At 64.2% G+C, this 18,377-nt stretch carries 18 protein-coding genes and 1 tRNA gene; 6 read left to right on the top strand and 13 right to left on the bottom strand.

Going from position 1 to position 18,377, the window contains the following annotated elements; genetic code table 11:
* Window positions 1-56 precede the first annotated feature (56 nt).
* The 3 genes from ACTNFK_RS02710 to ACTNFK_RS02700 form a co-directional block, all read right to left on the bottom strand.
* Window positions 57-728 carry an endonuclease domain-containing protein gene (locus ACTNFK_RS02710; RefSeq protein ID WP_435936111.1) on the bottom strand — a complete coding sequence of 224 codons (672 nt, stop codon included), beginning with the start codon at window positions 726-728 and terminating at the stop codon, window positions 57-59.
* Window positions 729-1,643: 915 nt separating this feature from the next.
* Window positions 1,644-2,810, bottom strand: coding sequence for an acyl-CoA dehydrogenase family protein (locus ACTNFK_RS02705; protein WP_435936110.1), 1,167 nt, complete (start codon window positions 2,808-2,810; stop codon window positions 1,644-1,646).
* Window positions 2,811-2,954: 144 nt separating this feature from the next.
* Window positions 2,955-4,196: a CaiB/BaiF CoA transferase family protein gene (locus ACTNFK_RS02700; protein WP_435936109.1), complete on the bottom strand. Its 1,242-nt coding sequence runs from the start codon at window positions 4,194-4,196 to the stop codon at window positions 2,955-2,957.
* Window positions 4,197-4,290: 94 nt separating this feature from the next.
* Between ACTNFK_RS02700 and ACTNFK_RS02695 the strand changes: the two genes are divergently transcribed.
* Window positions 4,291-5,982, top strand: a complete 1,692-nt coding sequence (locus tag ACTNFK_RS02695; protein WP_435936108.1) for a PucR family transcriptional regulator ligand-binding domain-containing protein — start codon at window positions 4,291-4,293, stop codon at window positions 5,980-5,982.
* Here the strand turns inward: ACTNFK_RS02695 and ACTNFK_RS02690 are convergent.
* The 3 genes from ACTNFK_RS02690 to ACTNFK_RS02680 all read right to left on the bottom strand — a co-directional run bounded on the left by ACTNFK_RS02690 (window position 5,916) and on the right by ACTNFK_RS02680 (window position 9,756).
* Window positions 5,916-6,542 (bottom strand): hypothetical protein, encoded by a 627-nt coding sequence (locus ACTNFK_RS02690; protein ID WP_435936107.1) that lies wholly within the window; start codon window positions 6,540-6,542, stop codon window positions 5,916-5,918. The genes ACTNFK_RS02695 and ACTNFK_RS02690 overlap by 67 nt on opposite strands.
* A gap of 26 nt (window positions 6,543-6,568) precedes the next feature.
* Entirely contained in the window at window positions 6,569-7,087 is a 519-nt protein-coding gene (locus ACTNFK_RS02685; protein ID WP_435936106.1) for an amino-acid N-acetyltransferase, read from the bottom strand.
* 152 nt (window positions 7,088-7,239) lie between these two features.
* Window positions 7,240-9,756, bottom strand: a complete 2,517-nt coding sequence (locus tag ACTNFK_RS02680) for an ATP-dependent Clp protease ATP-binding subunit (RefSeq protein WP_433645659.1) — start codon at window positions 9,754-9,756, stop codon at window positions 7,240-7,242.
* A gap of 235 nt (window positions 9,757-9,991) precedes the next feature.
* On the opposite strand from ACTNFK_RS02680, the gene ACTNFK_RS02675 reads away from it, so the two are divergent.
* Together ACTNFK_RS02675 and ACTNFK_RS02670 are read left to right on the top strand one after the other, a co-directional pair.
* Window positions 9,992-10,654, top strand: coding sequence for a hypothetical protein (locus tag ACTNFK_RS02675; RefSeq protein ID WP_435936105.1), 663 nt, complete (start codon window positions 9,992-9,994; stop codon window positions 10,652-10,654).
* The gene (locus ACTNFK_RS02670; RefSeq protein WP_435936104.1) at window positions 10,651-10,881 is read left to right on the top strand and encodes a helix-turn-helix domain-containing protein; all 231 of its coding nucleotides are present in this window, start codon (window positions 10,651-10,653) and stop codon (window positions 10,879-10,881) included. The genes ACTNFK_RS02675 and ACTNFK_RS02670 overlap by 4 nt, the downstream gene beginning before the upstream one ends.
* Window positions 10,882-10,884: 3 nt before the next feature.
* Here the strand turns inward: ACTNFK_RS02670 and cls are convergent, their stop codons facing one another.
* From cls to ACTNFK_RS02635, 7 genes are all read right to left on the bottom strand, one after another.
* Window positions 10,885-12,405 (bottom strand): cardiolipin synthase, encoded by a 1,521-nt coding sequence (gene cls, locus ACTNFK_RS02665; protein ID WP_435936103.1) that lies wholly within the window; start codon window positions 12,403-12,405, stop codon window positions 10,885-10,887.
* Window positions 12,406-12,469: 64 nt separating this feature from the next.
* Window positions 12,470-12,664, bottom strand: a complete 195-nt coding sequence (locus ACTNFK_RS02660) for a hypothetical protein (protein WP_433645663.1) — start codon at window positions 12,662-12,664, stop codon at window positions 12,470-12,472.
* Window positions 12,665-12,774: 110 nt separating this feature from the next.
* A tRNA-Ala gene (locus ACTNFK_RS02655) sits at window positions 12,775-12,847 on the bottom strand.
* A 43-nt stretch (window positions 12,848-12,890) separates the two neighbouring features.
* Window positions 12,891-13,829, bottom strand: coding sequence for a hypothetical protein (locus tag ACTNFK_RS02650; protein WP_435936102.1), 939 nt, complete (start codon window positions 13,827-13,829; stop codon window positions 12,891-12,893).
* A 78-nt stretch (window positions 13,830-13,907) separates the two neighbouring features.
* A complete protein-coding gene (locus ACTNFK_RS02645; protein ID WP_435936101.1) occupies window positions 13,908-14,960 on the bottom strand; it encodes a hypothetical protein in 1,053 nt (350 codons plus the stop codon).
* 29 nt (window positions 14,961-14,989) lie between these two features.
* On the bottom strand, window positions 14,990-15,607 hold the full coding sequence (locus tag ACTNFK_RS02640; protein ID WP_435936100.1) for a GNAT family N-acetyltransferase: 618 nt from the start codon (window positions 15,605-15,607) through the stop codon (window positions 14,990-14,992).
* Window positions 15,608-15,623: 16 nt separating this feature from the next.
* Complete coding sequence (locus ACTNFK_RS02635; protein ID WP_435936099.1) at window positions 15,624-16,550, bottom strand: UTP--glucose-1-phosphate uridylyltransferase; 927 nt, start codon at window positions 16,548-16,550, stop codon at window positions 15,624-15,626.
* 34 nt (window positions 16,551-16,584) lie between these two features.
* On the opposite strand from ACTNFK_RS02635, the gene ACTNFK_RS02630 reads away from it, so the two are divergent.
* The 3 genes from ACTNFK_RS02630 to mscL are packed head-to-tail and all read left to right on the top strand — an operon-like array spanning window position 16,585 to window position 17,957.
* A complete protein-coding gene (locus tag ACTNFK_RS02630) occupies window positions 16,585-17,193 on the top strand; it encodes a 5-formyltetrahydrofolate cyclo-ligase (protein ID WP_435936098.1) in 609 nt (202 codons plus the stop codon).
* Between the two features lie 11 nt (window positions 17,194-17,204).
* On the top strand, window positions 17,205-17,525 hold the full coding sequence (locus ACTNFK_RS02625) for an FmdB family zinc ribbon protein (RefSeq protein WP_433645669.1): 321 nt from the start codon (window positions 17,205-17,207) through the stop codon (window positions 17,523-17,525).
* Between the two features lie 33 nt (window positions 17,526-17,558).
* The gene (mscL, locus tag ACTNFK_RS02620) at window positions 17,559-17,957 is read left to right on the top strand and encodes a large conductance mechanosensitive channel protein MscL (RefSeq protein ID WP_433645670.1); all 399 of its coding nucleotides are present in this window, start codon (window positions 17,559-17,561) and stop codon (window positions 17,955-17,957) included.
* Window positions 17,958-18,377 lie beyond the last annotated feature (420 nt).

Here is an 18,377-nt window from a genome sequence, read left to right as displayed (position 1 = left end):
TTTCCCAAGATCGATGTTCAGGCAGGTGGTTTCCCGCAATTTGGGGAAGCGCACCCTCAGCGCCAAGTGAGGAGCCCCGTGATTCCGGGCTCCAGGGTCCGCAACTGCACCCCCAGTGCTTCCGCGACGGCGAGCGCGGCCACCTCCGGATTTTGCGCGACCTCCGGGTATCGAAACCGCAACACCTGATAACCGGCCTTCCACGCACGCGATATGCGTCGCTCATCCTTCGCGTATTGTCTGGCATCCGTGCGGTGCTGCTCGCCGTCATACTCGACGATGAGCCGATGGGCGGCATTGACCAGGTCGAATCGGCCGATCCACCCGCGGTCATCAGAGAGATCGACCTGTAGTTCGAATCCCTCGTCAAGCCCGTAGGCGGCGAGAATCAGTCGAAGCAGCGTCTCCATCCTTGATTCGGCACCGATGCGCGCCAAGCTCGCGGCCAAGCGCAACCGGTGCCCGCAGCGCTGATTCGGCGTACAGGCCAGCGCGTCGAGTTCCGCCATCGTGAGTTTTGGGCGCGTGCGGTCGCGTGGACCCCGTGGTCGCAGGAGATAATCAATCGCGACGACGACCTCTGCGAGGCTTAGCGATGGCACCGCCTGAAGGAGCGCCTGCTGCGGTGGCGCCACAGGGAGGTGCTGATCCACCAGGACGCACGAAATTGGTGCGCCGTGCTGATGCCCCACCACGCCTCGCGTGCGACTCGCGTTACGTGGAGCCAATACAGACACATGCGGGCGGTGTGCCACACGGATTGGGCAGCCGAGGAGGAGTAATGCCGTCTCGTGGCTGTAGATCTCGGTGTCTCGCAGCCGCGGATAGTAGTCGCGCGCAGCAGCAAGGTGAAGAGCAGTTGTATTTGCTGTTGAGGTTCCTGCCGCTCCTGGTGGTTGCTGAACGACTGCGGTACGGACCCCGTGAAACGGACGATTAAACCGGGGGCTCCGGAGTACCCACTCGGAAAGCCCAGCTGCGATGCCATCTGAACGCAAGAACGCGCTTGGGAAGGTTACAGGCACTTCGATTCTGTGGGGAGACATGGCGACAAGCTTGCCGCGGGTTCGAACTCCACATCGGGGTACGCTCGGCATCCGTGGAGAACTCCCCTCACTGTTTGCCTGTGAGCGGCGAACGCTACTCGGAGCTGCCCAGGGTGCACCGCAAATACCTCGGGGTACAGCAACATGAACCTGCGGGCGCAGCCCCAGGTACGTGCGGGTGCAGCAACATCCGCCAAGGAGCTTCGATCCAGTTGCCCCAAATTGCGGTAGCGGAGAGTCCCGAGCATCAACTTGGGGAAAGTCGGGACCAGACCGCCCCCGGGAGCTGCCAGTTAACGCGACGACTTTCCCGAACATGCGGGTGATGGGTGGATCGCGCATCAACTTGGGGAAAGTCGGGACCAGACCACCTTCCCGCGCGGCCAGTCAACGCGACCACTTCTCCGAACGGCCAGACAAGGCGACCACTTTCCCGAATTTGCGGGTAATGGGTGGCCAGAGCATCAATTTGGGGAAAGTGCCCGTTGGGATGGTGGCGCACTGTGCGGGCGCACACGCAAAGGCGGGGGTGGATCACTCCACCCCCGCCTTAACCAATCCCGCGCAGCGCATGCCCGGCGGGGTGGGCCGATCCGCCTATGCGAACGCGGCGATGCCCGTCAGTTCACGGCCGATGACGAGCTGGTGCACCTCGTCGGTGCCCTCGTAGGTGCGCACCGACTCGAGGTTCGCCATGTGGCGCATCACCGGGAAGTCGTCGGTGATGCCGTCGCCACCCAGGATCGAGCGAGCGTTCGAGGCGATCTTGATGGCCTCGCGCACGTTGTTGAGCTTGCCCACCGAGATCTGGCCGTAGGAGAGGTTCCCGGCATCCTTCAGGCGGCCCAGGTGCAGCGCGAGCAGCGTGCCCTTCTGGTACTCGAGGAACATGTCGGCGAGCTGCCCCTGAATGAGCTGCTTGCCGCCGATCGGCGCACCAAACACCATGCGGGTCTGCGAGCGCTCGATGGCCACCTCAAGGCACGCGCGCGCCGCGCCCATGACGCCCCAGGCGATGCCGTAGCGGGCCTCATTCAGGCACTTGAACGGAGCCGACAGTCCCTTTGCGCCGGGCAGGATCGCATCGGCAGGCAGGCGCACGTCGTTCAGCTCGATCTCGGTCTGCAGCGAGGCACGCATCGAGAGCTTGTTCTCAATCGCGGTGGCCTGAAAGCCGGGGGTCTCCGTCGGCACGACGAACCCGCGCACGATGCCCTCCTCGTCCTTCGCCCAGATCACGCCGACCTGGGCGATGGTGGCGAGGCCGATCCACCGCTTCTTGCCGCTGAGTACCCACTCGTCGCCATCGCGGCGGGCGGTGGTGATCATGGTGTTGGGGTCGGATCCACCCTGCGGTTCGGTGAGACCGAAGAACCCGATCGCCTCGCCCCGGCCCATCGCGGGCAGCCACTGCTGCTTCTGCTCTTCAGAACCAAACTTGTAGATCGCGCCCATCGCGAGCGAGCCCTGCACCGACAGCGCCGTGCGGAAGCCCGAGTCGACCGCCTCGAATTCCATCGCGACCAGGCCATACGCGACCGACGACGCGCCCTTCAGCCCGTACCCGTTCATGTACATGCCGAACGCGCCAAGCTCGCCCACCTCGGGCAGCAACTCGACGGGCAGGCGGCGGTCTTCGAACGCCTGGTCGATGATCGGGCGGATGCGGGTCTGCGCGAACTCGCGCGCCTTCATCTGCCACTCGCGCTCCTCCTCGGTGACGAAGTCGGCGACGTTGAACAGTTGGTCAATGGTGGTGGTCATCTCGGATCCTTTGTGTGAAGTGCGGTGTCTGGAGTATCTTGCAATGTCCGTTGGGTTGCGATTCTTGCGGTGTATCTCGGTTCGATAGTGGATCGGCCAGCAGTCTGGCCGAGTCGCTCAGGACGCAGGCTCAGTAATTCGGGCTCAGCGCCATCCGGCATCCTCTTGGTGCTCGCCGAGACCGGGCGGCGGGGCCTGATAGCGGGGCGGGGTCGCCGAGAAGGAGATAGGCAGCGCGATCGATCGAAGCGGATGCGCTGCTCCGTCGGGCCCGATCGCGGGGGTGGTCGCGACGGGAGCCAGCTCCAGCGACTCCGCCAGCTCGATGGCCTGCGCGATGGTGTTCACGCGGCCAGCCGGAATGTTCTGGGCGGTGAACTCCGCGATCCACTCGGCGGCGGGCCTCGTGCGCAGGCGCCCCTCGAGCACCTCTCGCAGCTCGGCGCGGTGCGCGACGCGGCTCGGGTTGTCGGCGAAGCGGGGATCTGCCGCGACCTCGGGTACGCCAAGCACCGCGCACAGGCGGACGAACTGGCCATCGGTGCCGACGGCCAGGGCGACCGCCTGATCCGCCGCCTGGAGTGTCTCGTACGGGCTGATCGAGGGGTGCGCGTTGCCCATGCGACCCGGCGAGACTCCGGTCTCGAGGGTCGATGAGGATTGATTCGCGAGCGCCGAGAGCAGCGACCCGAGCAGGGTCACCTTCACGTGCTGGCCGCGACCAGCCGTGGCGGAGCCCGCGGTGTCACGTGCCATGAGGGCAGCCTGGATGCCGATAACCGAGTTCAGCCCGGTCAGGATGTCGACGAGGGCGACACCGACCTTGGTAGGTTCTCCCCCGTCAGTATCGCTCTGCCCGGTGATGCTCATGAGCCCGCCGACCGCCTGCACCAGCAGATCGTAGCCGGGCAGATCCTTCCCCGCGGTGTCGCCGAAGCCCGAGATCGAGCAGTACACCAGGCCGGGGTTCTCGGCGGCGAGCGCCTCGTAGCCCAGGCCAAACTTCTCCATGGTTCCAGGCTTAAAGTTCTCGATGACCACGTCGGCGGTGAGCGCGAGCTGGTGCGCCCGCTCGAGCCCATCCGCGGATCGCAGGTCGCACACGACCGAACGCTTCCCGCGGTTCACGCCCGCGAAGTAGGTGCTCTGCCCGACCGCATTCACCGGGGGCGACCACTGACGGGTACCGTCGCCCTCGGGCGCCTCGATCTTGATCACGTCTGCCCCCAGATCCGCGAGGATCATTGTGGCGTGTGGGCCGGCCAAGACTCGCGAGAAATCGGCGACGCGAATCCCCGCGAGCGGGCCGTCGGCTTGCGACACTGGGGCTTCCTGACCTGGCTGCACTTCGAGATCCTCCTGCGTGATGCGATGCGAACCGCCCATCCGTCGGTTCTGAGTGCCATGCTACGCTCGCATTGCATCACACACAGTGCGGTTCTTGCACGGATCAATACCTAGATTTGTGCAAAAATGGCACATGCCATCTCTCTCGCAGTTGCTCACCCAGCCGGGGCTCGGGCTCAGGCTCGTGCAAGCCGGCGCGGGTGATCCAGAAATCAGTTGGGTCTCCACCACCGAGCTCGTGGATCTCAGCGAGTACCTCGACGGGGGCGAGCTCGTGCTCACTACCGGCGTCAGCCTGTCGGCTGACGACCCGAGGTGGCGAGACTTCGTCGCGGATCTCAGTCGCGCCCGTGTGGCCGCGATCGGCTTTGGCATTGGCGTCGTGCATGAGCACATCCCCGATCCGCTGCGCAGCGCCGCCAGCACCTACCGGGTCGCGCTCATCGAGGTGCCGCCACCCACCCCCTTCATCGCCATCAGCAAGGCCGTGAGCTCCCTGCTCAACGTCGATGAGCTGCGCGCAGCCCACGAGGCGCTCCTCGCGCAGCAGCGGATCCTCGATCACGCGTTCGGCGAGACCGGCCCCGCGGGTGTCGTCTCTGCGGTGGCCGCGGCGACGGGGAGGCAAGTTGCGGTGCTGAGCCGCGCCGACACGGTCATCGCTGGCACCGCAGGCTTTCCGACCAACTTCGACGGCGATGCCGGAGAGGAAGTCGCGATACCCGCGGGAGGCGCCAGGAGCTCACGGGAAGTTTCCCTCTCATCACCCGAGTTCACGAGCTTGGACATCGGGGCAGGGCGTCGCCTCACGGTCGCCGGTGGTCCGCTCGGCCCAGAGGCGCGCGCCGCACTCACCGCGGGCGCGATCGTCATGAGCGTCGAGTATCGCGGCCAGGAACGGGCCGGCGAACGGGAGGCGCAGCGCTGGTCGCGACTCACCCAAGCACTGTTTGATGGTGACCAGCGCGCGCCAGGTCTGCTCCACCTGCTCGATCCCACGGTGACCGTGCCGCCGCTGCTGCGCGCCATCGCGGTGCAGGGCAGCCCCGATGCAATCTCCGCGTGGCGCGCCGAACCGCGCGGCGGCATTGCGCGGCTCGTCGCGCTTCCGACCGAGCCCTCCCCCGGCGTGGCGCGCGCGTGGCAGATCATCACCGATGGCGCACCGACCGAGCATGCGCTCGAGGTCGCCGCCTCGCACGGGCTCGATGCCGTCGTCGGGGTCGCCGCACCGCTCGAGGCAAGCATGTCCAGCCTTCACTCGCTCGAACCCCACTTGCCCACGCTGTCGGCCATCGAGCAGCTGTACCAGGAGCCGCGCAGCCCGCGCATCATTCATGCCGACCGTGACTCGGCCGTGCTCGGGGCGCTACTGCGGGCACCGAGCACGGCGGGAACGGGGCAAAGCCAAGGCGAGGGCGCGCCAGCGCGGGCGGTGATTGGGGCGATGCTCGGCCCCTTGCAGTGCACCCCAAGCGGGCGCGACGGCGATCCACACGGCCTGAGCGACGATGAGCGTGCGACGCTGCGCTCCACCCTCCGCTCGTTCCTGGCCCATCAGGGCAATCGAGGTGCCTGCGCCGACCACCTGGGTGTGCATCGCAATACCGTACGCACCCGGCTGACGCGCATCGAGTCGCTGCTCAATCGCTCGCTCGCAGACCCCGACGATCGGGCCGAGTTGTGGATCGCGCTGCGGCTCGAAGACCGCCTCGACACCGAACTCACCGTCGGCACAGACGATCGAAAAGCCGCACGTCAGTACAGCAGGAAGGGCGCGGTGCCCTCGCCGTTCACCCCGCCGATCGCAACCCGCAGGTGGTAGGTGGCTCCCCCGGCGCCGACCGGATCTCGCGTGATCTCGCACGATTCGGGGCTTGACCGGGTGCGATCCCATTCGAGCGTCTCTGTCGACAGCGGCTTGCCCGGCTGCACGACCACCGCGCGGTGATCGGGGTTCTCCTGGCAATCAGTGGATCTCCAGACCTGATCCGCACCGCTCGTAATCTCGAAGCTCATGCCCGCCGTGCCGAGGTCTGCCTGGCAGTCAACCTCGCCGACATTCTCGACACTGAACGAGAGCTTCGGCAGCTCGCCCGCGGCGTAGCTGTCGCGATCGGTCACCGGAGTCACCCGAAGCTGCGAGTCAGCGCACGCGGCAATCGCCGTGGGATCCGCTTCCTCAGTTTCTTGCTTCTCGACGGAAACCAGATCTTCGGGCACTTCGACCTCGCGGGCACCCGCGGCTCCGCCGCTCGAGCCTGGCTTCACGATCACCAACACCACCGCGATGGCCACCGCGAGGAGGGCGGCGAGCACCAGCAGACGGCGCCTGACGTAGACCTTTTTGTCTTTCGGCCCAACCGGTTCCCGCAGCGTGCTCATGTCGCCAGAGTAACCCGGGAGCGGCCTTACAGGGCCTTCAACATGCGCGTGTTGCCGAGGGTGTTCGGTTTCACGCGCGCGAGGTCGAGAAACTCGGCGACACCCTCGTCGTGTGAGCGCAGCAACTCGGCGTACACGTCTGCCGCGACCAGCTCGGTGTCTTCGCCGACCTCCGCGAACCCGTGACGACTGAAGAAGTCAACCTCGAACGTGAGGCAGAACAGCTGATTGAGCCCCAGGTCGCGGGCGCGTTCCTCCAGCGCCTCCAGCAACCGGTGCCCCACGCCCCGTCCGAGCCACTGCTCCGAGACACCCAGAGTGCGCACCTCACCCAAGTGCTCCCACATGACGTGCAGCGCCCCAAACCCGATGACTCGATCGGCAGGATCCACTGCGACCACAAACTCGGGCACCGCGCCGTAGAGTTCGACGAGGTCTTTGCCGAGCAGGATGCGTCGCTCGACGAGCGGCTGCATAAGGTTCACCATGGTCGGGATGTCGGTGGTGCGTGCGGGGCGCACCCGAACGTCGGCAGCCTGAGTCATGCAGAGAGTCTAATGGGGTGGATCGGCGTTCATCGCCACGAGCGACTCACAGCGAGGCCGCCCCACCACACTTCCGTGGGCAGGCTTCCAGGCCACAACGGCAGGAACCCCACGACCATGAGGTCGCGGGGTTCCTGCCGTTGACGGAGGTGCTACTCGATCGTGGGAGCGGTCGAGGCGACGGCTGCGGCCGACGAGGCCGACGTGCTGCCGTGATCCTTCGACTTGCCATCGCTCTCGAAGGTGAACTGGCCGTCCACGAAGTCGACCGTGACCAGGTCACCCGCAAGCAGCTCAGCCCCGAGAATCCGCTCGGAAAGCCGATCCTCAATCTCCCGCTGCACCGCACGGCGCAACGGGCGCGCACCCAGGGTGGGGTCGTACCCGATCTCGATGAGTCGCTCGCGCGCGGGCACAGACACCTCGATGCGAATGTCGCGGTCGAGCAGGCGATCTGCGAGCGACTTCACGAAGAGGCCCACGATCTGCAGCAACTCGGGCTTGGACAGCTGCGGGAAGACGATCACGTCGTCGACGCGGTTCAGGAACTCGGGCTTGAAGTGCTTCTTCAGCTCCTCGTTCACCTTGCCCTTCATCGTCTCGTAGCCGATCTGAGAGTCACCCTCGATCTGGAACCCAACCGGACCACCGGCGATCGCGGAAGAACCCAGGTTGGTGGTCATGATGATCACGGTGTTCTTGAAGTCGACGACGCGACCCTGACCGTCGGTGAGTCGACCCTCCTCGAGAATCTGCAACAGCGAGTTGAAGATATCGGGGTGCGCCTTTTCGATCTCGTCGAAGAGCACCACAGAGAATGGCTTCCGGCGCACCTTCTCGGTGAGCTGGCCACCTTCTTCGAAACCAACGAAGCCGGGAGGGGCACCGAAGAGTCGCGACACGGTGTGCTTCTCGCCGTACTCCGACATGTCGAGCGAGATCATCGCGCTCTCGTCGTCGAAGAGGAACTCGGCGAGCGCCTTTGCCAGCTCGGTCTTGCCGACACCCGTGGGGCCGGCGAAGATGAATGAGCCAGACGGGCGCTTCGGATCCTTCAGGCCCGCGCGTTGACGACGTATCGTCTTCGCGAGCGCCGAGATCGCCTCGTTCTGGCCGATGACCCGCTGGTGCAGGGCCTCCTCCATGAACCGCAGGCGGGAGGTTTCTTCCTCCGTGAGCTTGAAGACGGGGATGCCGGTGGCCTGTGCGAGCACCTCGGCGATCAGGCCCTCGTCCACCTCTGCCGTCGTTTCGACCTCGCCCTTACGCCACTGCTTTTCCAAACGCAGGCGTTCGGCGATGAGCTTCTTTTCCTCATCGCGCAGGCCCGCAGCCTTCTCGAAGTCCTGATCCTCGATGGCCTTTTCCTTGTCGGCGCGCACCACCGCGATCTTCTCGTCGAACTCGCGGAGTTCGGGCGGGCTCGACAAGATCGACAGGCGCAGACGCGCGCCCGCCTCGTCGATCAGGTCAATAGCCTTGTCGGGCAGGAAGCGATCTTGCACGTAACGATCCGCCAGGTTCACCGCGGCGACAATGGCCGCATCTGTGATCGACACCTTGTGGTGCGCCTCGTAGCGGTCGCGCAGACCCTTCAAGATGTTGATCGAGTGCTGCAGCGAGGGCTCGTTCACCATCACCGACTGGAAACGGCGCTCGAGCGCCGCATCCTTCTCGAAGTGCTTGCGGTACTCGTCGAGCGTGGTCGCACCGATGGTCTGCAACTCACCGCGCGCGAGCAGCGGCTTCAAAATATTGGCCGCGTCGATCGCGCCCTCGGCCGCTCCTGCGCCGACCAGGGTGTGGATCTCATCGATGAAGATGATGATGTCACCGCGCGTGCGGATCTCTTTCGTGACCTTCTTGAGACGTTCCTCGAAGTCGCCGCGGTAGCGGCTGCCAGCGATGAGCGAACTCAGATCAAGAATGTAGAGCTGCTTGTCTTTCAGCGTCTCGGGCACCTCACCCTTGACGATGGCCTGCGCCAGCCCCTCGACCACGGCGGTCTTGCCCACGCCAGGTTCGCCGATGAGCACTGGGTTGTTCTTTGAACGGCGGGAGAGGATCTGCATGACCCGCTCAACCTCTTTCTCGCGCCCGATGACCGGGTCAAGCTTGCCCTCACGAGCAGCTTGGGTGAGATTGCGACCAAACTGGTCGAGCACCTGCGAACCCTTTGCCTCGGCCCCGGTACTCTCCGAAGCTCCAACGCTGACCGATTCCTTGCCCGCCTGGTAGCCGGAAAGTAACTGGATCACGGTCTGACGCACACGGTTCAGATCGGCCCCGAGCTTGACGAGCACCTGCGCGGCCACTCCCTCACCCTCACGGATGAGGCCGAGCAGAATGTGCTCGGTACCGATGTAGTTGTGGCCGAGCTGCAGCGCCTCGCGCAGGCTCAACTCAAGCACCTTCTTGGCGCGCGGCGTGAAGGGAATGTGACCAGCGGGCGGCTGCTGACCGGTGCCGATAATGTCAGTGACCTGCTCGCGCACCGCGTCGAGCGAAATCTCGAGTTGCTCAAGCGCCTTCGCGGCGACGCCCTCGCCCTCATGAATCAGCCCAAGCAGTATGTGCTCGGTACCGATGTAGTTGTGATTGAGCATCTTTGCCTCTTCTTGGGCAAGCACAACCACCCGACGGGCACGGTCGGTGAATCTCTCGAACATCTCTAACCTCCTGTGGCCGAGGTGCGTCGAGGGGTGCGTGCTCGGCCGATACCAACAGCGTACGCAGCGAAGGTGGATCCCGCGTCGGTGTTCGCCAGAGGCGTGACGGGCGGCCTCAGACCGGGCTCCTCCTCCCGTATTGACATGTCGTGCAAAAACATGTAAACATATCGATAAGCGATACCAACGACAAACGATAAGTTCAAGCAATTGAACGCTCAGAAAGGGATACGCCGTGACCGACAATATCCACAGCTCCACCCCGAATCGCGGGCAGTCGGCAGATACCCGAGTGGATCGGCCGTCGCGTGGCGACCGCGCCGGCATCGTCCTGTTCATGCTCATCGGGGTCGCGATCGTCGCAGTGACCGCATACGGCGTCGTGCAGCGCTGGGTGGAGCTGCTCGGCACCGGGCCAGTGGAAGTCGCCGCTCAGTTTGTAGACACCGCCGCCGAGGTACCCATGGGGCCTGCTGGCGCGGCGGTCTCGGTGCAATTGGATCGAGCCATCGTCCTCGCCCCCGAACTACCGATCGCCTCGCTCGGCGCCGGCCTGCTCGAAGCTACAGTGCTCCTCGTGACGGTCACCACCGTCGTCGTGTGCCTCATTTGCGTGGCTCGCAACATTCTCCGTGGAGTGATCTTCAGCCAATCCCAGACGCGCTGGGTCGCGACTGCCGCGATCACTGCCCTCGCCGGCGCCGCCCTCGTGCCGTTCTTCGGCAATATGGTGGCGAACGGAGCGATTGCACTCCTGTCCGACCGCAGCTTTGAGAACACCTTCGTGCTCGCTGTTGAGCCGCTCCCCTACTTCATGGGCGCATTCGCCGCGTCCATCGCGATCACCGCGTTCAGCGTCGGCGATCGACTCCGCCGCGAGACCGAGGGGCTCGTGTGAGCCCCGCAACGCCCGAGGCCGGGCACCGGATCCACTGCCGCCTCGATGAGCTCCTTACCTCTCGCGGCATGACCCTGACTCAGCTCAGCGATGCCGTCGGGGTCAGCGTCGTGAACCTGTCGGTGCTCAAGAATGACCGGGCACGCGCGATCCGCTTCTCAACCCTCACCGCGATTTGCGAGGCGCTCGGGTGCGAGGTAGGCGACCTCCTCACGCTCACACCCTAAGCATCACTGCAGCGCCGAAGTCAGCCGTGCGAGCCCGTCCAGCATCTGCGAGGGCAACGACTGCCTCTCCCATTCTTCAAGCGTGAGCTCCCGAGAGTTCTCGTGATAGTAGGCGACCACTTTGTCGAGTTCTCGCACAAACTCCTCGCCGTTCACGACCATCGAGACCTCCATGTTGAGGTTGAAGGATCGCTGATCCATGTTCGAAGAACCGACCACCGCGACCGAATCGTCAATCGTGAAGTGTTTCGAGTGCAAGATATAGGGCGGCCGGAACATAAAGATGCGCACGCCGGCCCGCAGGAGCTCCTCGTAGTACGAGCGTTGTGCGTGGTAGACGACCGGCTGGTCGCCCGTCTCTGATACGAAAAGCTCGACCTCAACCCCGCGGGCTGTGGCCGCGCGGAGTGCGTGCATGATGGACCCGTCAGGAACGAAATACGGGCTGGTGATGCTGAGCCGCCTGGCCGCGGTGTACATCAGCGAGGTGAACACCTGCAGGTTATTCTCGCTGCCGTACCCGGGTCCACTCGGCAGGATCTGACAATCAAGCGTTCCGGGGGTCTGCAACGATGCCTCTGACTTCAAGTAGTCGGTGAGGGACTCGCCTGTCTCGAGGTACCAGTCGCCGAGAAACACCGCCTCAAGCCCGAGCACAACCGGGCCTTCCAGGCGCACCATAAGGTCTTTCCAATGCAGTCCGCGCCGACGATTGGATGGTTTGTTGTAGCTCGAATCGACGAGGTTCTGCGAGCCCATGAATCCGACCCTGCCGTCGACAACGAGAAGCTTCCTATGGTTGCGCAGGTCGGGCCGCTGCCATTGCCCGCGCCACGGGCGTACCGGCAACATGTATGTCCATTGTGCCCCGATCTCGTCGAGGAACTTCGCGGTGCGTTTGTATCCGGGATTCCGCACCGCGGAGACATGATCAAGCAGCACGCGAACAATCACGCCTCGATCAACTGCTTCACGCATCGCTTCGAATACGTCGCGGGTTGCGTCATCAAGCACCAAAATATAGAACTCAATGTGCACGTAAGACTTAGACTCGCGAATCGCTTCTGCCATCTGGGCAAGCGAACCTTCATAGTCGATGCTGATTGAGGCGGTATTGCCGCGAACCATCGGCTGAGCCCCGAGAGAACGGCCAAGCATGACCGCGTTGCGCAGGCCGGCAGGCAGTTCGGGAAGCGAGGTACCCAACGTGAAGCCTTCTTGCTCGGTGAGGCCGCTCACGAGTCGGTTCGTGGCTTCCTGCATCTTGCGTCGCTTCCGCGGAAGCCTGTTTCCACCGATCAAGAGGAACAGCAGGAGCCCGGGAACCGGCAAGAAGAAGATCGCCATAAGCCAAGCCATGCCTGCGGTTGGGCGACGGTTGCGGGGAACCACAAAGACGGCAACAACGCGAATAACGTTGTCGACGATGAGCACGAAGATGGTCCACGCCCAGGGCCAGTTGATACCTTCCCAATATCCAACGGAATCAGAGGCCTCAGTCAGAAACGCGCCGAAAAAACTCATTGTCGAGTGCATCGACACCTCCACCCGGGTAACCTGCCTGAGGTTACTCTAGTGGGTTCGTGAATCAGGAGTCGGTGCCGGGAGGGGCTGTGCGTTGCGGCAGCCCGAGTCGCTCGCGCTCTTGTGCCTCCATCTCGCGGTAAATGCGTCGCTCATTTCGGTCTGCGCGAAGAATGAGTCGCAAAATAACCGCAAAGAACACACCGATCAGCACAGTCGGAGTTATCGACCAGAGTGCGTTCACCCACCAGTTGTCCATAGCAGGGAGTGTAGCCCGCGAGCATGGGAGCACCTTGGGAGCGGATCGGTACGTTTCCCTGCTCGGACACACGCATAGGGCCCCGCATTTGCGGGGCCCTATGTTCGCCGTGGATCTTAGCGGAATCGAACCGCTGACCTCTTCATTGCGAACGAAGCGCTCTACCAACTGAGCTAAAGACCCGATAACTCAATCAGCTTAACAGCGCGCCCGTCACCGCGCGAAATTAGAGTACTTCCACGGCCCACAACTCAACCTGCAGGGCAGAAATCGACTCACCCGCAGAGGTTTCGTAGACTTCCTCGCCGAGAACCGTCACTGCCATCGCCACGTTGTCGTCAACATAGACCGGATCGAGCACGGGGCAGTCACTCTCCCAGTCGCCGGCGTAGGCGAGAGTGTTGTGTTCGTAGAGCTCTGGGTCTGACTGCGCGGCGTGGCCAGTGAAGAGTCGAATGCTGCACAACCCTGTTCCCTCGTCGAACTGAACAACCGTGCCGAACAGCGTGAGGTCAGTGCCTGCCCAGGCGTCAGGATCACTCACAATCTCTGCCAACTCCGCCGCGCTCACCTCAGGGAAGTCCTCCATCGCCGGGGAATCAGGCTCGGTCTCTGGCGTGGACTCGCTGGGCGTGCTCGGAGATTGGGTTTGCGTCGGGGAAGTCTCCAGTTCCTCGATGGCCGCTCCAAACGAGAAGAGTGCGACCGCGGCAATGATCGTTACTACCAATCCGGCAATGACTGCCACAGCAGACAGAATGAGGCCGGTCAAGCCCAATCCCTTGGGCTGTTTCTTCACCAGTGCCATGATGCCGAGAATCACACCTACCGCACCCAGGATGAAACCGAGGAACGGCACCCACGCAAAGACAAGCGCTGCGATTCCGAGGATGAGCGCCGTGATGGCAAGACCCTTCGGCCTCACTGGGCCCTGGGGTTGCTGTGGGTATTGCTGCCCCTGCGCATACTGCGGAGCTTGCGGGGGGCCGCCTGCGGGCGGGTAGGCCGGGGCCTGTGGCACCGACGGCTGCGAGTAGGTCGGTGGCTGTTGCGGGGCCTGGGGATACACCGGGGGCTGCGGATTCTGTGGCTGCGGAACGCCTGCGGGTCCGCCTGCATCAGGCTGCGACGGTGAAGCCGGAAAATCTGAAGGTGGGTTTGTCATGTGTTTATCATGGCACTTTCCTCCAGGCTCGGCGAGAGTCTGCGTTGGAAAGTTGGCGAAATCGATACGGAATCGCTGTTAGCTTGCGTTGCGCCGCGCGCGCAGCACCGCGTCCAGATCGAGCATGCCCTCGCTCGTGTCACCCACCATGCCCATTTGTCGCAGTCGCTCCGCGGTCGCGATCTGCTGAGAGCGCGCCTGGGCGACGGCAGCGGCTGGGGATTCGGACTGCGCCGCATTCGTGGACGACACAACAGGAGCGGACTCGGTCTCGGATACCGCAGACTGAGCAGTCGGCGCGCCGGCGACCGAGGTTGCTTCGGCACTGGCGCGATCCACCCGGGCCTGCTCGAGTACGTGCTCGAGCAGTATCGAATTCGGCTGGTTCTGGCGCGCCGGTGGCCTCTCTGCACGCGCACGCGCCATCGCGCGGGCATGCTCGCTGCGTGCCCGAGCCGCGGCCTGCGCGGCAGCGTGTGCGGCAGCGGCGGCCGACTCCCCCCGCGGATCCGAGACTGCGACCGGCGGGGCCTGCACCTCCACCGCCGCAACCACGGCCTGCTCAGCAGGAATCTCAGCGACTCTGACCCGCCCAGGGGCGAGTAACACGAGCGCGCCCATAGCGGCGGCGACGACAGACGCGGAGGCAAGCACGAGCGCCGTCCCCTGGCCTGCCAGCGCGACTCCCGCTCCAATCAGCACGCCAACTAGCGCGAGTAACGCCGCCAACGCGGCAAACGCACGAACGCGGCGTACGAGTGGCCTGCGCAATCGAGCTGCGCGACTCACAGCGGCCTGCTTGCGCTTCATTTGCTGGGCGCGAATCTCGGCTCGCACCTGCGCGGCGCGTGCCTCTGACAGCTGGGCCTTTCGCTCAGCCTCCTGCTGCCGCTGCGCGGTACGCAGGAGCTTCTCGCGTGCGAGTGCTTCCCGCGCTGTCGCTTCGACACGCACTTCGGTCGGCACCTCGGCGGTCTCGGCCAGCACCCGCAGCGTTCGCTGGAGCCTGATGGCATTGCGTTCAGCCGCGCGAAACTCGCGCCTGCGCACCCAGCTCGGAACCAGGACGGCCGCCCACAACAGGGCTGCCACCACGAAGATCACTCCGCCACCGAATATGCCGCCTGTCATAGGGGTCACTGTACGGTTTCGTAGGCACTCTATGGGGTTGCCGCGCCGAGTCGCGTGAGCATCCCCAGCGGCACTTCCTCCCGAGTGACCGCAAAACACGAGTGGTCTCGCCAGTCACCAGCGATGTGGATGTATCGCTGCCTTTCGCCCTCGTGTCGCAGACCGAGCTTCGCCACCACCCGCAGAGACGCTGCGTTCTCGGGTCGAATACAGATTTCAACCCGATGCAGGCGCAGGTGGTGAAAGAGGTAGTCGATCGCGAGCGCGACCGCCACGGGGGTAATGCCTTGCCCTGCCACGTGTCGGGACACCCAATAGCCGATCTGGGCAGATCGCATGGCACCGCCGCTAATTTCAGAGACGCTCAGTTGACCCACGACGAGACCGTCGAACGTGACCACAAACGTGATGCCGACGCCCATTCGCAACTGCCGCCTGAGGATCTGGATCGTCGGCCGCATCGAGACCGAACCCGGCACCGTTCCCCCACCGCCGGGGTAGGTCGCTTCCCAGGGCTCGAGCCACGCCCGGTTCTCCTTCAGCAGCCGCTCAAGCACCGCCGCATCGCGACGGTGGATCAGGCGCAGGCCGATCCGCCCCGCCGTCATGGGCGCGGGCGCCTCGATCGGGTGCGGCAGTGGGCTCATGCGATCAGCGTATGGCTCAGTCGCTGCGGCGAGCGCGCAACTGTTCTGCGAGTTCGATGACCCAGTCGCTGAGCTCTGCGCCGAGTTCCTCATTATCGACGCCCAACAGCAGGTTTGCTTTAATCCAGCTCGCCCGATCGCCGGTGTCGTATCGGCGCCCACGAAAGACCACCCCATACACCGGTCGATCCCCGTCGCCAGTCGCGAGCACGTTCAACGCGTCCGTGAGCTGATACTCGCCACCGCGACCCGGTTCCAGCCGATCAATCACGTCAAAGATCTCCGGCCGCAGTACATAACGGCCGATCACTGCAAGATTCGATGGAGCCTCTGCCGGGCTGGGCTTCTCCACGAGCGCGGTAACCTCGACCACGTCAGGGTCAGCGGTCGCGTTCACAGCGGCGCAGCCGTAGAGATGAATGAGCTCTTCCGGCACCTCCATCAGTGCGACCACGGTCGCCTCTCGCTGATCATGCACCTCGATCATTCGGGTGAGCAGCGGATCGCGCTCGTCGATCAGGTCGTCACCGAGCAGCACGGCGAACGATTCGTTGCCCACATGCATACGCGCGCGCCCCACCGCGTGGCCGAGTCCCAGTGGCTGCCCTTGTCGCAAGAAATGCACCTCGGCAAGCTCGCTCGAGGCGTGCACTCGATCGAGCCGATCGGTGTCGCCCTTGCGTTGCAGGGTCGCCTCAAGCTCCGGAACGCTATCGAAATGGTTCGAGAGGTTGTCTTTGTTGCGGCCGGTGACAATCAGCACGTCACGCATGCCAGCGTTCGCAGCTTCCTCGACAACGTACTGAATCGCCGGCTTGTCGACGATGGGAAGCATCTCCTTAGGCATCGCCTTCGTCGCGGGCAAAAACCGAGTACCCAGGCCAGCCGCGGGAATCACGGCTTTCGTCACAGATCTGCCAGTCGATTCGGGCGCAATGCTCATAGCAATAGACTAGCCTGCCCGTAGACTTGCGAGTATGGAGGACTCACGAATCGAGAGTGAAAAGCGGCGGATCCGCCAACTGGTTCGTGCTGAACGCATGGCCCGCAGCGTCGGCGATCGGCAGGTCGCAGCGACCGCCCTCACCGAGCAACTTGTGGCACTGGTGACGCGCCTCGATGCTCGCTCGGTTTCCTGTTATCTCCCGGTTCTCGGCGAACCCGACACCACCGTCTTCCTCACTTGGGCCCGCGCGCACGACATTGATGTGCTCTTGCCCTCGGCAAGAGAAGATGGCCTGCTCGATTGGATTCGCCCCCTTGCGGATGGCACCGTCTCGGGAGCATTTGGGATCCCAGAACCGCTTGGCGAACACCTCAGCCCGCTTGCGGTGAGCGAAGTCGACCTCATGCTCATTCCCGCGTGCGCGGTGGATCAACGCGGGGTGCGCCTGGGCTGGGGCAAAGGCTACTTTGACCGCAACCTGAGCACCCTGCGGAGGCGCCCGCCGGTCTTCGCAATCGTCCACGAATCCGAGTTTCTGGCGGAGCTCCCGTGCGAGGCGCACGATGTGCCCGTGAACGGAGTCGTCACTCCCGAGCGCACGGTGCTGTTCGGCCAGGGAGATCCACAACTCAACGGGTAGACTGAGTAGCTGTGCCTACCTATGCCTACCGCTGCAGTGATTGCGATCACGCTTTTGACATCTACCAGGCGTTCTCCGACGACACGCTGACCGACTGCCCCGAGTGCGGCGGGAAGCTGCGCAAGGTGTTCGGCAAGCTCGGAGTGACGTTCAATGGCTCGGGCTTCTACCGCACAGATTCCCGCGCAGGGAGCGGAGCAGGCGCTGCCTCCGGAAGTTCATCGAGTTCATCTGAATCCTCCGGATCGAGCAAGTCCGGTGGATCAAGCACCCCCGGCGGCTCTGGCGGCTCCGGCGCGTCAACAAGCACAAGCGCTTCCTCCGCCGCGTAGGCTACCTCTCACACCCATAGAGAGGAGAGCATCATGCTCAAGGGTTTTCGTGATTTCATCATGCGCGGCAACGTCATTGATCTCGCGGTCGCGGTGGTCATTGGTGCCGCCTTCAACGCGGTGATTGCCAAGGTTGTTGAGGCGCTGTTCACACCGATTATCGGCATGTTTTTCCAGGCTGACTCTCTGGACACCGCGCTCATGGTTGGGCTTCCCGGCGGTGGCGCCATCGCCTTCGGCGCGGTCATCGGGGCCCTGCTGAATTTCGTCATTGTCGCGGCGGTCGTGTACTTCGTGTTCGTGCTGCCAATCAACACCATGCGCGAGCGCAAGCAGGCCGGCGCCGAGCCTGACGCGCCGCCGAACGAGCAGGAGCTGCTGACCGAGATCCGCGACCTCCTGCGCGCGCAGAACGAGCGTCCCCGCGCCTAGGTTTTCGGTTCCGAGGGTCGGGTTCTCGCATTCTGCGCCGGTCTCGTTTTGAGTGGGCGTGGGCGGCTGCTTCCTAGGCTGGGAAGCAGCCACTCACGCCCTATCTCGCTTCGGAATCGCGGTGCCGCTACGCACGGCATGACCTGCGAGACCAGCCTGACCTGCCAAACCAGCCTGACCTGCCAAACCAGCCTGACCAGCATGACCTGCAAAACCACCCTGATCAGCAGGCGAAACTAGCCCCAGTGTGGCGGCTTGTCTTCTCGCAGGCGCGCGTCGTTTTCCGTCTCGGGCCGGTCTGCTGCGGGCGGATCGTAGGGCGCGGGATCACTCCCCACCGGCGCCGGGAGCGTCGCACGTCGGGATCTACGTCCCGTGGCATCCCGCCGAGGGGTCAATTTCTGCGGGTGCTCGTCGCGT

Source organism: Leucobacter fengyongliangi (genome assembly GCF_052386045.1).
Note: the sequence above shows the minus strand (reverse complement) of the source record. Positions and strands in the feature narration are given on the sequence as shown.

What these genes read in the sequence shown, in the direction of transcription:
- ACTNFK_RS02680 (WP_433645659.1), bottom strand. Translation starts at nt 9,756, where the DNA reads ATGTTCGAGAGATTCACCGACCGTGCCCGTCGGGTGGTTGTGCTTGCC.
- mscL (WP_433645670.1), top strand. Translation starts at nt 17,559, where the DNA reads ATGCTCAAGGGTTTTCGTGATTTCATCATGCGCGGCAACGTCATTGAT.
- ACTNFK_RS02685 (WP_435936106.1), bottom strand. Translation starts at nt 7,087, where the DNA reads ATGACTCAGGCTGCCGACGTTCGGGTGCGCCCCGCACGCACCACCGAC.
- ACTNFK_RS02630 (WP_435936098.1), top strand. Translation starts at nt 16,585, where the DNA reads ATGGAGGACTCACGAATCGAGAGTGAAAAGCGGCGGATCCGCCAACTG.
- ACTNFK_RS02695 (WP_435936108.1), top strand. Translation starts at nt 4,291, where the DNA reads ATGCCATCTCTCTCGCAGTTGCTCACCCAGCCGGGGCTCGGGCTCAGG.
- ACTNFK_RS02650 (WP_435936102.1), bottom strand. Translation starts at nt 13,829, where the DNA reads ATGACAAACCCACCTTCAGATTTTCCGGCTTCACCGTCGCAGCCTGAT.
- ACTNFK_RS02705 (WP_435936110.1), bottom strand. Translation starts at nt 2,810, where the DNA reads ATGACCACCACCATTGACCAACTGTTCAACGTCGCCGACTTCGTCACC.
- ACTNFK_RS02690 (WP_435936107.1), bottom strand. Translation starts at nt 6,542, where the DNA reads ATGAGCACGCTGCGGGAACCGGTTGGGCCGAAAGACAAAAAGGTCTAC.
- ACTNFK_RS02700 (WP_435936109.1), bottom strand. Translation starts at nt 4,196, where the DNA reads ATGGGCGGTTCGCATCGCATCACGCAGGAGGATCTCGAAGTGCAGCCA.
- ACTNFK_RS02640 (WP_435936100.1), bottom strand. Translation starts at nt 15,607, where the DNA reads ATGAGCCCACTGCCGCACCCGATCGAGGCGCCCGCGCCCATGACGGCG.
- ACTNFK_RS02645 (WP_435936101.1), bottom strand. Translation starts at nt 14,960, where the DNA reads ATGACAGGCGGCATATTCGGTGGCGGAGTGATCTTCGTGGTGGCAGCC.
- cls (WP_435936103.1), bottom strand. Translation starts at nt 12,405, where the DNA reads ATGAGTTTTTTCGGCGCGTTTCTGACTGAGGCCTCTGATTCCGTTGGA.
- ACTNFK_RS02635 (WP_435936099.1), bottom strand. Translation starts at nt 16,550, where the DNA reads ATGAGCATTGCGCCCGAATCGACTGGCAGATCTGTGACGAAAGCCGTG.
- ACTNFK_RS02660 (WP_433645663.1), bottom strand. Translation starts at nt 12,664, where the DNA reads ATGGACAACTGGTGGGTGAACGCACTCTGGTCGATAACTCCGACTGTG.